General features: G+C 71.6%; 12 protein-coding genes. 3 read left to right on the top strand and 9 right to left on the bottom strand.

Annotation, left to right across the window (positions count from 1 at the left end):
* Positions 1–6 precede the first annotated feature (6 nt).
* Genes ASG88_RS17845 through ASG88_RS17840 form a run of 3 tightly spaced genes read right to left on the bottom strand, consistent with a single transcriptional unit; the run spans position 7 to position 2,626 of the window.
* Positions 7–750, bottom strand: coding sequence for a phosphoadenylyl-sulfate reductase (locus ASG88_RS17845; RefSeq protein ID WP_082600657.1), 744 nt, complete (start codon positions 748–750; stop codon positions 7–9).
* Positions 747–905 (bottom strand): Insertion element protein, encoded by a 159-nt coding sequence (locus ASG88_RS23160; protein ID WP_107765820.1) that lies wholly within the window; start codon positions 903–905, stop codon positions 747–749. The genes ASG88_RS17845 and ASG88_RS23160 overlap by 4 nt, the downstream gene beginning before the upstream one ends.
* Positions 902–2,626, bottom strand: a complete 1,725-nt coding sequence (locus tag ASG88_RS17840; RefSeq protein ID WP_056888788.1) for a nitrite/sulfite reductase — start codon at positions 2,624–2,626, stop codon at positions 902–904. Before ASG88_RS17840 ends, ASG88_RS23160 begins: the two co-directional genes overlap by 4 nt.
* A gap of 353 nt (positions 2,627–2,979) precedes the next feature.
* Here ASG88_RS17840 and ASG88_RS17835 point away from each other — a divergent pair, with 353 nt between their 5' ends.
* Positions 2,980–4,416: a glycine hydroxymethyltransferase gene (locus ASG88_RS17835; protein ID WP_056888787.1), complete on the top strand. Its 1,437-nt coding sequence runs from the start codon at positions 2,980–2,982 to the stop codon at positions 4,414–4,416.
* A gap of 59 nt (positions 4,417–4,475) precedes the next feature.
* Here ASG88_RS17835 and ASG88_RS17830 read toward each other — a convergent pair whose 3' ends face one another.
* On the bottom strand, positions 4,476–5,366 hold the full coding sequence (locus ASG88_RS17830; protein WP_056888786.1) for a DUF559 domain-containing protein: 891 nt from the start codon (positions 5,364–5,366) through the stop codon (positions 4,476–4,478).
* 161 nt (positions 5,367–5,527) lie between these two features.
* Entirely contained in the window at positions 5,528–6,715 is a 1,188-nt protein-coding gene (gene glgA, locus ASG88_RS17825) for a glycogen synthase (RefSeq protein WP_056888785.1), read from the bottom strand.
* A gap of 63 nt (positions 6,716–6,778) precedes the next feature.
* Between glgA and glgC the strand changes: the two genes are divergently transcribed.
* Entirely contained in the window at positions 6,779–8,032 is a 1,254-nt protein-coding gene (glgC, locus tag ASG88_RS17820) for a glucose-1-phosphate adenylyltransferase (protein WP_056888784.1), read from the top strand.
* A gap of 3 nt (positions 8,033–8,035) precedes the next feature.
* On the opposite strand, the gene ASG88_RS17815 is transcribed toward glgC, so the two are convergent.
* The 4 genes from ASG88_RS17815 to ASG88_RS17805 all read right to left on the bottom strand — a co-directional run bounded on the left by ASG88_RS17815 (position 8,036) and on the right by ASG88_RS17805 (position 10,345).
* Complete coding sequence (locus tag ASG88_RS17815) at positions 8,036–9,265, bottom strand: RNA polymerase sigma factor (RefSeq protein WP_056888783.1); 1,230 nt, start codon at positions 9,263–9,265, stop codon at positions 8,036–8,038.
* A gap of 2 nt (positions 9,266–9,267) precedes the next feature.
* Positions 9,268–9,624, bottom strand: a complete 357-nt coding sequence (locus tag ASG88_RS23610; protein ID WP_056888782.1) for a YciI family protein — start codon at positions 9,622–9,624, stop codon at positions 9,268–9,270.
* Entirely contained in the window at positions 9,621–9,749 is a 129-nt protein-coding gene (locus tag ASG88_RS24100) for a hypothetical protein (RefSeq protein WP_268791525.1), read from the bottom strand. Before ASG88_RS24100 ends, ASG88_RS23610 begins: the two co-directional genes overlap by 4 nt.
* A gap of 245 nt (positions 9,750–9,994) precedes the next feature.
* A complete protein-coding gene (locus tag ASG88_RS17805) occupies positions 9,995–10,345 on the bottom strand; it encodes a YciI family protein (RefSeq protein ID WP_056888781.1) in 351 nt (116 codons plus the stop codon).
* Between the two features lie 141 nt (positions 10,346–10,486).
* Between ASG88_RS17805 and pgm the strand changes: the two genes are divergently transcribed.
* Positions 10,487–12,139, top strand: a complete 1,653-nt coding sequence (gene pgm, locus ASG88_RS17800) for a phosphoglucomutase (alpha-D-glucose-1,6-bisphosphate-dependent) (RefSeq protein WP_056888780.1) — start codon at positions 10,487–10,489, stop codon at positions 12,137–12,139.
* Position 12,140: the final 1 nt, after the last annotated feature.

Below are 12,140 nucleotides of genomic sequence, written 5' to 3'. Positions count from 1 at the left end.
GTGTGTTCATGCGTGGATCCCGCACTCGGTCTTGGTGGTCCCGGCCCAGCGGCCGCTGCGCGGGTCGTCGCCGGGAGCGACGCGACGGGTGCAGGGCCAACAGCCGATCGAGGGATAGCCGTCGTGCACGAGCGGGTTGACCAGCACGCCGTGGTCGGCGATGTACTGCTCGACCTGCTCGTCGGTCCAGCGGGCCATGGGGGAGACCTTGACCTTCTGCTTCTTGGCGTCCCAGCCGACGACCGGGGCGATCACCCGGTTGTGCGTCTCGGCCCGGCGCAGGCCGGTGGCCCAGGCGTCGTACTCTCCGAGCGTGTCGGCCAGGGGCTGGACCTTGCGCAGCGCGCAGCAGAGGTCGGGGTCGGTCCTGTAGAGGTCCTTGCCGTACTGCTCGTCCTGCTCGGCGACGGTCAGCGGGGTGCTCACCGTGCGGAGGTTGACGGGCAGGGTGGCCTCGACGGCGTCGCGGGTGCCGATGGTCTCGGCGAAGTGGTAGCCGGTGTCGAGGAAGACCACGTCGATGCCAGGCGCGACGGTCGAGGCCAGGTGGGCCAGGACCGCGTCGCCCATCGAGGACGTGATGCAGAAGCGCTCGCCGAAGGTCGCGACGGCCCACTCGATGATGTTCTCGGCCGGCGCCAGCTCGAGCTCGGCCCCGACGTGCGAGACCAGCTCGCGCAGCTCCTCGGGCGTGCGCCCGGCGGTGTGGGTGCCCTTGAAGTCGCGGGCGGCCTGGGTGGAGAGACTCATCGGGCACCTCCTCTGCTGGTGTCGGGACGGGTGAGGCCGAGGTACTTCACGGAGAACGCGCGCAGGCACGACCGGCACTCCCAGCCCTCCTCCAGCGGCCACAGGGTGGTCTCGCCGCAGTAGGGGCAGTGCTGGGTGACCGCGCGCCCGCTCACGAGGCGGCGACTTCCCCGCGCAGGTGGACGTCGTCGGCGCGGGCAGCCCAGGTCGCGAACGACTCGCCGTCGGTGCGGTCGGCGAGGTACGCCGTGACGACGCGGGTCACGTAGTCGTCGAGGTCGGCGCTGGTCACCTTGTGCGCGCGCAGCTTGCGGCCGAAGTTGGCCTGCAGGCCCAGCGCGCCACCGAGGTGCACCTGGAAGCCCTCCACCTGGTTGCCGTCGTCGTCCATGACCAGCTGGCCCTTGAGGCCGATGTCGGCGACCTGGGTGCGGGCGCAGGCGTTGGGGCACCCGTTGACGTTGATCGTGATCGGGGTGTCGAGCTCGGGGAAACGCTTCTCCAGCTCGGTGACGAGCAGTCGGGCGCGCTCCTTGGTGTCCACGATCGCCAGCTTGCAGAACTCGATGCCGGTGCAGGCCATGGTGCTGCGACGCCAGTTGCTGGGACGGGCGGTCAGGCCGATCTTCTCCAGCCCGTCGGCGAAGGCCTCCGTGTCGGCTGCGTCCACGCCGAGGACGACGAGCTTCTGGTACGCCGTGAGGCGCGCGCCCAGCGCGCCGTACTGCTCGACGAGGTCGGCCAGGGCGCTCAGCGTGGTGCCGTCAATGCGGCCCACGACGGGCGCGGCGCCGACGTAGAACTTGCCGTCCTTCTGCTCGTGGATACCGATGTGGTCGCCCTGGGAGACCGGGGTGGCGGGGGAGGGGCAGTCGACGAGCTCACGCTTCAGGTACTCGGTCTCGAGCACCTCGCGGAACTTCTCCTTGCCCCAGTCGGCGACCAGGAACTTCAGACGTGCCTTCGAGCGCAGCCGGCGGTAGCCGTAGTCGCGGAAGATCGACACGACGCCCACCCAGGCGTCGACGACCTCGTCGAGCGGGATCCAGACGCCGAGCTTCTGGGCGAGCATCGGGTTGGTGGAGAGGCCGCCGCCGACCCAGAGGTCGAAGCCGGGGCCGTGCTCGGGGTGGACGGTGCCGACGAAGGAGATGTCGTTGACCTCGGGCGCCACGTCGTGGCTCGGGTGTCCGGTCAGGGCCGTCTTGAACTTGCGCGGCAGGTTGGAGAACTCCGGGTTGCCGATGGCGTGGGCCTTGATCTCGGCCAGCGCCGAGGAGCCGTCGATGATCTCGTCCTTGGCGATCCCGGCGACCGGCGAGCCGAGGAACGGGCGCGGCGAGTCGCCGCACGCCTCGACGGTGATGAGGCCGACCGACTCGAGGCGCTCCCAGATCGCGGGGACGCTCTCGACCTCGATCCAGTGGTACTGAATGTTGTTGCGGTCGGTGATGTCCGCGGTGTTCCGGGCGTACGTCGTCGACGTCTCGCCGAGGGCCCGCAGCTGCTCGACGCCGAGGACCTGGCCGTCGGTGCGCACGCGCATCATGAAGTAGCGGTCGTCGAGCTCCTCCTCCTCGAGCATGGCGGTCTTGCCGCCGTCGAAGCCGGGAGCGCGCTGCGTGTAGAGCCCCATCCAGCGGAAGCGACCGCGCAGGTCGGCCGGGTCGATGGAGTCGAAGCCGCGCTTGGAGTAGATGTTCTCGATGCGGGCCCGGACGTTGAGGGGGTTGTCGTCCTTCTTCGTCTGCTCGTTCTTGTTGAGCGGCTCGGAGTAGCCGAGGGCCCACTGACCCTCGCCGCGCTTGCGGCGGACAGGCTTGGCGGGGGCTGCCGCGGTGGGGGAGCCGGCGGGAGCGGTCGGGGTGCTGGTCACGGGTTACGTGTCCTTCTTCGCTGAGGGCCGCGCGCAACGGTGAGCGCGGAATGTGCGGGGGGCGGCGAGGTTCAGCGGTGCCAACACATCGAGCTGCACGTGCGCCCGAGGTCGACGTGGCGTCGGACCACGAGGAACTGGGTGGTGGCAGCAAGACTCATGTCAAGGAGTCTCAACTCCCGGACACCCTGTCCACAAGCCGAAATCTCATGATGAGAGACGGCGCGCCACATAGTGAGACGACGAGCGCGGTTTCAGGCGGCATCGCGCGTCGGATGCGTTCCACGTCACACTCGCGCAGGGCCGCGGACACGCGCGAGCCCGGTGCTGCGCCTGCCTCTAGGCTGTGCCGCATGACGGACTCCCTCATCAGCAGCGCGTACACCCAGGCCCTCGAGGTGATCGGGGCCGTCGAGCCGCGGATCGCCGACGCGACCCGCCAGGAACTGGCCGACCAGCGGGGTTCGCTCAAGCTCATCGCCTCGGAGAACTACGCCTCTCCGGCCGTGCTGCTGACCATGGGCACCTGGTTCTCCGACAAGTACGCCGAGGGCACCGTCGGTCACCGCTTCTACGCCGGCTGCCAGAACGTCGACACGGTCGAGTCGCTGGCGGCCGAGCACGCCCGCGAGCTGTTCGGCGCGCCGTACGCCTATGTGCAGCCGCACTCGGGCATCGACGCCAACCTCGTCGCCTTCTGGTCGATCCTGGCCAACCGGGTGGAGTCGCCCTACCTGCAGAAGATGCAGGCCAAGAACGTCAACGAGCTGACCGAGGCCGACTGGGAGACCCTGCGCGGCGAGCTGGGCAACCAGCGCCTCCTGGGCATGTCGCTCGACGCCGGCGGGCACCTGACCCACGGCTTCCGCCCCAACATCAGCGGCAAGATGTTCCACCAGCAGCAGTACGGCACCGACCCGGAGACCGGCCTCCTCGACTACGACGCGGTCGCAGCCAAGGCCCGCGAGTTCAAGCCGCTGGTGCTCGTCGCCGGCTACTCGGCCTACCCGCGCCGGGTCAACTTCGCCAAGATGCGCGAGATCGCCGACGAGGTCGGCGCCGTGCTGATGGTGGACATGGCGCACTTCGCCGGGCTCGTCGCCGGCAAGGTCTTCACCGGCGAGGAGGACCCCGTCCCCTACGCCCACATCACCACCACCACGACCCACAAGTCGCTGCGCGGCCCGCGCGGCGGAATGGTGCTGGCCCAGGAGGAGTTCGCGGCCGACGTCGACCGCGGGTGCCCGATGGTGCTCGGCGGTCCGCTCTCGCACGTGATGGCCGCGAAGGCCGTCGCCTTCGCCGAGGCCCGCCAGAGCTCGTTCCAGGCCTACGCCCAGCAGATCGCCGACAACGCCCAGTCGCTCGCCGACGGCTTCCTCAAGCGCGACGCCCGCCTGGTCACCGGCGGCACGGACAACCACCTCGTCCTGCTCGACGTGTCCGGCTTCGGCCTGACCGGCCGCCAGGCCGAGTCCGCGCTCCTCGACGCCGGCGTGGTCACCAACCGCAACTCGATCCCGGCCGACCCCAACGGCGCCTGGTACACCTCCGGGATCCGCCTCGGCACTCCCGCGCTCACCACCCGCGGCTTCGGCCACGACGAGTTCGACACCGTCGCCGAGCTCATCGTCGATGTGCTGAGCAACACCGAGGCCGGCACCACGAAGGCCGGTGGCCCGTCGAAGGCGTCGTACGTCCTGGCCGACGGCGTGGCCGACCGCACCAAGGCCGCGAGCGGCGAGCTGCTCGACAAGCACCCGCTCTACCCGGGCCTCGTCCTCGGCTGATCCCGGGGCACCCGGCGCTCGCGTAGACGCGCGGACACAACCCCGCTCAACGGTCCGGTTCAGGCGGCGCCGCTGACCGGTGAGGTGAGTTCCGTCCGCGTGTCTACGAGGCCGACGGCGCGTGAGATCACCCGCCGCACCCAGTCGGGACGGAACATGACGTCCTCCCACGTGAACCGCAGCACCACCCACCCCTCGGCCGTCAGCAGCGTGTAGCGGCGGACGTCCTTGCGGAATCCCGCGCGGTCACCGTGCCACTCGTAGGACTCGGCCTCGACGACCACGCGCAGACGTGCGTCGACGAGGTCGGGGCGAGCCCAGACATGGGCGGAGGAGATGACCACCTGGGGCTCGACCGCGAGGCGGGGCACACTGAGGGTGATCGAGCGCAAGCCCGATTCGAACGGGTTGGCGGCCTCGCGTCTCGCCGCAGCCGCGACGGCGCGCACCTGGTCGCTGCCGGGTCCACGGACCTCCTCGACCACTCGCCCGAGCAGGTCGCCGTCCCCCGCGCGCAGGGCCGAGTCGGCGACGGCGAGTGCCTCGTCGTGCGGGAGCTGGCGCAGGCACTGGGTGAGGGTCAGCAGCTTGCTGGTCGCGATGCCGGCACGGTCGCGGGGAGACAGGTCGCCCCGGTGTACGACGATGCCCTGGCGACGCTCCGGGCTGATCCGGCGCTTGCGTGGGAGCAGGACGTGCGGCTGCTCGGGAGTCCGGAGCACCTCCCACCCGTGGTGCAGCGCGGCACTGGTCAGGCTGAGGACCCCGTTGGCGGCGTGGGCGCGACGGGGCGCGTCAGCGATCTCGGCAAGCGAGTAGCGCCCGTGCGACACGGGGACGAGTGCACCGGTCCGCAGCGCCCGGTCGACGTCCGCGCGGGAGCAGGCCCGGACGAGGTCCGCGCGCGTCGCGAGCCCACCGCGACGGCGTACGACCTCGACCACATCCATGGCGCGAGCATGCCGAATCCTGCGACAGCGCGACGTACGTCATCCACAGGCTCGTAGACCCGCGGACACAACCCTGGTGCGCCGCCGGGTTGCACGCGTGAGAGCGGCGCGCCGAGGGAGTTGTGTCCGCGGGTCTACGCACGGCCCAGCCCGTACGACGGTCAGGTCAGCGAGCGGTAGATCTCCAGCGTCCGCTCCGCGATCGCCGGCCAGGAGAAGGCCTCGATGGCGCGGGCGCGCCCGGCCCGTCCACGCTCGGCGGCGCGGGCGGGGTCGCTGACCGCGTCGACGAGGGCGGCGGCGAGGTCGGCGACGTACTGCTCGGGGTCGAGCGGGGTGCCGGTGCCGTCGGTGGCCTGGTCGATCGGCACCAGCCACCCCGTGGACCCGTCGACGACGACCTCCGGGATGCCCCCGGTGGCGGTGGCGACGACCGCGGTCTCGCAGGCCATCGCCTCGAGGTTGACGATGCCGAGCGGCTCGTAGATCGACGGGCACGCGAAGACCGTCGCCGCGGTCAGCAGCGCGACCACGTCGGGGCGCGGCAGCATCTCGGCGATCCACACGACGCCGGTGCGGGTGGCGGCCAGCTCCTCGACGAGCCCGCGCACCTCGGCCTCGATCTCCGGGGTGTCGGGGGCACCGGCGCACAGCACGAGCTGGACGTCGGGCGGCAGCTGGGCGGCGGCGCGCAGGAACAGCGGCAGCCCCTTCTGCCGGGTGATGCGGCCGACGAAGATCACGCTCGGCCGGTCGGGGTCGAGGCCCAGCTCGCGCACCCGGTCGGGGTTGTGGACGGGGGACCAGTCGGTGGTGTCGATGCCGTTGTGCACCACGTGCACACGCGCGGGATCGACGGCGGGATAGCTGCGCAGCACGTCGTCGCGCATCGCGGCGCTCACCGCGATGATGCCGGCGGCGCCCTCGTAGGCCGTGCGCTCCACCCAGCTCGAGAGCGCGTAGCCACCGCCGAGCTGCTCGGCCTTCCACGGCCGCATCGGCTCCAGCGAGTGGGCGCTGACCACGTGCGGGATGCCGTGCATGAGGGAGGCGAGGTGGCCGGCCATGTTGGCGTACCACGTGTGCGAGTGCACGAGCGACGCCCCGGCGCAGTCGTCGACCATCGCCAGGTCCACGCCCAGGGTGCGGATCGCGCCGTTGGCCTCCGCCAGCGACGACGGCTCGGCGTACGCCGTGGTGCCGGCCTCGTCACGCGGTGCGCCGAAGCAGCGCACCCGTGCGTCCACATCGGGCTGTGCGCGGAGCGCACGCACCAGCTCGGCCACGTGGACGCCGGCGCCGCCGTAGACCTCGGGCGGGTACTCCTTGCTCAGCACGTCGATTCGCATGACCGGGAACTTACTCGTGCCAATGGGTCGACCGCGCCGTCCGCGCGCCACTAGTTTCGGTGCATGAGTGCCGCACCCGCCCGCAAGAAGATCCTCGCCATCGTCCTGGCCGGCGGTGAGGGCAAGCGCCTGATGCCGTTGACGGCCGACCGTGCCAAGCCGGCGGTGCCGTTCGGAGGGATCTACCGCCTCATCGACTTCGCGTTGTCCAACGTCGTCAACTCCGGCTACCTCAAGGTCGTCGTGCTGACGCAGTACAAGTCGCACAGCCTCGACCGGCACGTCACGACGACCTGGCGGATGTCCAACCTGCTGGGCAACTACGTCACGCCGGTGCCCGCGCAGCAGCGGATGGGCAAGCAGTGGTACCTCGGCAGCGCGGACGCGATCTACCAGTCGCTCAACCTGCTCACCGACGAGCAGCCCGACATCGTCGTCGTGGTGGGCGCCGACCACGTCTACCGGATGGACTTCTCCCAGATGGTGGCCGCGCACGTGGAGTCCGGCGCAGGCTGCACCGTCGCCGCGATCCGCCAGCCGATCGAGCTCGCCGACCAGTTCGGCGTCATCGACGTCGACCCCGGCAACCCCCAGCGGATCCGGGCCTTCCTCGAGAAGCCGACCGACCCGATCGGGTTGCCCGACTCCCCGCACGAGGTGCTCGCCAGCATGGGCAACTACGTCTTCACCGCCGACGCGCTGCGCGACGCCGTCGTCCGCGACGCCGAGCTCGAGCAGTCCAAGCACGACATGGGCGGCGACATCGTGCCGTGGTTCGTCGACAAGTCCGAGTCGGCCGTCTACGACTACAAGGACAACACGGTCCCGGGCTCGACCGACCGCGACCGCGGCTACTGGCGCGACGTCGGCACGATGCGGTCCTACTACGCGGCCCACATGGACCTCGTCTCGCCGCTGCCCGTCTTCAACCTCTACAACCAGGCCTGGCCGATCTACACCAGCTACGGCCCGCACCCGCCGGCCAAGCTGGTGGAGGGCGCCAGCGGCGCCAAGGTGTCGACGTACAACTCGATCCTCTCGCCCGGCGTCGTGGTCAGCGGCGGCACCGTCAACCAGTCCGTGCTGTCGCCCGCGGTGTGGGTCAAGGACGGCGCGGAGGTCTCCGACTCGGTGCTGATGGACGGTGTGCACATCGGTGAAGGGGCCGTCGTGCGCAACGCGATCCTCGACAAGGGCGTGGTGGTGCCCCCGGGGGCGCGCATCGGTGTCGACCCCGACGAGGACCGGGCCCGCGGATTCGTGGTCGACGACGGGCTCACGGTGCTGGCCAAGCAGCAGCAGGTGCCGACCGACTAGCGATCAGTCCAGGGCCGTCCGCCGCGCACGCAGGTGGGCGATCTCCACGTCGTTGCGGCAGGCGGCGATCGCCTGGTCGTACGCCGCACGCGCGGCCACCGTGTCGCCGTCACGCGCCAGGAGCTCGGCGCGCACCGCGGCGACGCGGTGGCTGGACGGGATGTCGACGCCCTCGAGGGCGGCGATCCCCGCCGCCGGGCCGCGCGCCTCGGCGACCGCGACGGCGCGGGCGAGGCGGGCACTCGGGGAGGGCGCGACGGCCAGCAGGGTGTCGTAGAGCGTCACGATCCGCTCCCACCGGGTGTCCTCCGGGCGCAACGCCCGGGCGTGCTCGGCGCCGATCCGTGCCTGCAGCGTGTACGACGCCGCCTGCACGGTGATCGGTCCGGCCAAGGCCGGGTGGCCGAGCAGGGTGAGAGCCTCGGCGATCTCCTCGTGGTGCCAGCGCGAGCGGTCCTGGTCGGGGAGCAGCACGAGGCGACCGTCCGCCACCCGGGCGTCGCGGCGCGAGTGCTGGAGGAGCAGCAGCGCCAGGAGGGCGACGAGCACCGGCTCGTCGGGTCGGAGGGCTAGCACGACGCGCACCAGCCGGATCGCCTCGCCGGAGGTCTCGGCACGGAGCAGGTCGGGACCGGTGCCGGGTGCGTAGCCGGCGGTGAACGCGAGGTAGGCGGTGTGGGCCACCGTGTCGAGGCGGTCGGGCAGCACGCCGGCGTCGGGCACGGCGAAGGGGATCCCTGCCCCGACGATGCGCTTCTTGGCGCGGGTGATCCGCGCCGCCATGGTCGCCTCCGGGACGAGGAACAGCCGCGCCACGTCCGGCGTCGGCACCCCCAGCACGAGCCGCAGCGACAACGCGCAGGCGGACTCGGGGGACAGGGCCGGGTGCGCGCACATCAGCACCAGCCGCAGCAGGTCGTCCTCGACGACCGATCCGGGGTCGGCCATGGTGCGCACTCCCTCTCCCCGCCGCTCGGCCTCGGTGGCGAGCAGTGGGTGCTTCCGCCGCGCCACCTCCTCGGTGCGCAGCCGGTCCAGGAGGCGGCGGCGGGCCGTGGTGAGGAGCCAGCCGGTCGGGTTGTCGGGCGCGCCGTCGCGGGGCCAGGTGCGGCTGGCCGCCTCCACCGCGTCGCCGAGCGCGTCCTCGACGAGGTCGAGTCGGCGGAACTGCGCGAGGAGCAGGGCCACGAGCCGGCCCCACTCCTCGCGCACGGTGACCTCGAGGACGTCCACGCTCAGGAGGCGACGTCGACCACGGGGGAGACCTGCATGTCGTAGGCCGGCAGGATCCCCAGCAGCTCGACGAGCACGTCGAGGTCGGGGGCCTCGACGAGGTAGAAGCCGCCCATGCCCTCGATCACCTCGGCGTACGGACGGTCGGTCAGCTGGAGCCGCCCGCCACGCGTGCGCAGGGTCGTCGCGTCCGCGGGGCCCGACAGCGCCTCGCCGGCCAGCAGCTCGACCCCCTCCCGAGCGGCGCACGCCGCGTCGAAGGCCCCGAAGAGCTCCATCGCCGAGGCCTGCTCCTCCGGGGTCTGCTGGTCCCAGGGCTTCACCTCGCCGTCGCCGATGAGCAGCACGAGGTACTTCATGACGGCCTCGACTCGGGCACGACGGTGGGGACCACCTGCACGGCATCGCCGACCGCGGCGATGATCCGGCAGCACTCGACGAGGTCGTCGACGTCCTCGGTGTCGATGTGGAAGTAGCCGGCCACCTGCTCGGCGCTCTCGGCGTAGGGCCCTCGGTGACGGCCGTGCCGCCCGGCTGGACGGTGCGGACCGTGGTGCTCGCCTGGAGCTCGGCGCCCCCGGCGATCCGGTGGCCCCGCTCGGCGAGCTGCTGCGCGAAGCGCCCGTACTCGGCGTAGCCGTCCTTGCGCTCCTGCTCGCTCATGGTGGTCCACCAGCGGTCGGCGTCGCCGACGATCAGTACGACGTACTCGGTCATGTGTCTCTCCCTCTACTCGGCCATGCGGCGGAACTCGATGTGCTCACCACGGGCCGCGAAGCGCTCGCACGCGGCACGCAGGTCAGCCTCGTCGTCGGTCTCGACGAGGTAGAAGCCGACGACCTGCTCGGCGGTCTCCGAGAACGGCCCGTCCGTGACGAGCGCCCCGCCGTCGCCGTCCGGGCGCATGGAGGTGGCCTGCGCCGACGGCTCGAGCGGCCCGACGGTGAGGATCGTGTGGCCCCCGGCGCGCAGCTCCTCGTGGAACTGCACGTGCGAACGGTGTCCCTTCTCGTGCTCGGACTCCGGCAGGGAGGCCCACTCGGCCTCCGGGGCCGGGAGCAGGATCAGGTATCGGCTCATCTGGTTCCCTCCTGGGTGGTGGGCCGCGGGTGCGACCTCATCACGATGACGGTCGGGTGCGACGCGTTTCGACATCCTCGACGAACTTTTCTCCGGGTGCCGGTCCTCGACGTGCGAGGCGGTGGGCACCAAGATGGCGCCATGGCACCCGCAGATGCAGCATCCCGCGCCGGACAGCTCGCCGAGGCCCGCGACCTGGTCGACGTCGCCCACCTGGTCACCGCCTACTACACGGGCGTCCCGGACCCCGGCGACGTCGACCAGCAGGTCGCGTTCGGCACGAGCGGGCACCGCGGCTCGAGCCTCAAGACCTCGTTCAACGACACCCACATCGCGGCGACGACGCAGGCGATCTGCGACTACCGCCGCGAGCAGGGCTACGACGGGCCGCTCTTCATCGGCCGCGACACGCACGCCCTGTCCGAGCCCGCGTGGGCGACGGCGCTCGAGGTGCTGGCCGCCAACGACGTCACCGTGCTGGTCGACGACCGCGACGGCTACACGCCGACCCCGGCGGTCTCCCACGCGATCATCCGGGCCAACGGCGGGCGCGCCACCGGCTCCGGCCTCGCCGACGGCATCGTCGTCACCCCGTCGCACAACCCGCCCGCCGACGGCGGCTTCAAGTACAACCCCCCGCACGGCGGTCCCGCCGACACCGACGCCACCAGCGTCATCGCCGCGCGGGCCAACGAGCTGATCGCGGCCGGGATGGGCGGCGTACGACGCATCCCGTTCACGCGCGCCCGCGCCCACGCCTCGTCCTACGACTTCCTCGGCACGTACGTCGACGACCTGCCGTCCGTGCTCGACCTGGACGCCGTCCGCGAGGCGGGCGTCCGCATCGGCGCCGACCCGCTGGGTGGCGCGAGCGTGCACTACTGGGGCGAGATCGCCGACCGGCACGGTCTCGACCTCACCGTGGTCAACCCGCTCGTCGACCCGACGTGGCGCTTCATGACGCTGGACTGGGACGAGAAGATCCGGATGGACTGCTCGAGCCCGTCGGCGATGGCGTCGCTGATCCGGCGCAAGGACGAGTACGACATCGCCACCGGCAACGACGCGGACGCCGACCGGCACGGCATCGTCACCCCCGACGCCGGGTTGATGAACCCCAACCACTTCCTCGCCGTCGCCATCGGCTACCTCTTCGGCGGCGCCCGACCGGACTGGCCGGACAGCGCCCGGATCGGCAAGACGCTGGTCTCGAGCTCGATGATCGACCGGGTCGCCGCCTCGATCGGCAAGCCGCTGGTGGAGGTCCCGGTGGGCTTCAAGTGGTTCGTGCCCGGGCTCATCGACGGCTCGTTCGGCTTCGGAGGCGAGGAGTCGGCGGGCGCGTCGTTCCTGCGCCGCGACGGCTCGACCTGGACCACCGACAAGGACGGCCTGCTGCTCTGCCTGCTCGGCAGCGAGATCCTCGGCCGCACGGGCCGGACCCCGAGCCAGCACTACGCCGACCTCGTCGCCGAGCACGGCGACCCGGCGTACGCCCGGGTGGACGCCCCGGCCGACCGCGCGCAGAAGGCCAAGCTCGCGGCCCTCTCTCCCGACGACGTCTCGGCGACGTCGCTGGCGGGGGAGGAGATCACCGGCAAGCTCACCGAGGCGCCCGGCAACGGCGCGCGGATCGGCGGGCTCAAGGTCACCACCGAGTCGGCGTGGTTCGCCGCGCGGCCCAGTGGCACCGAGGACGTCTACAAGATCTACGCCGAGTCGTTCCGCGGTCCGGACCACCTCGCCCAGGTGCAGGCCGAGGCCCGCGACGTGGTGTCGGCCGCGCTGGGGTGAG

Source organism: Nocardioides sp. Soil777, from assembly GCF_001428425.1.
GTDB lineage: Bacteria > Actinomycetota > Actinomycetes > Propionibacteriales > Nocardioidaceae > Nocardioides > Nocardioides terrigena.
Note: the sequence above shows the minus strand (reverse complement) of the source record. Positions and strands in the feature narration are given on the sequence as shown.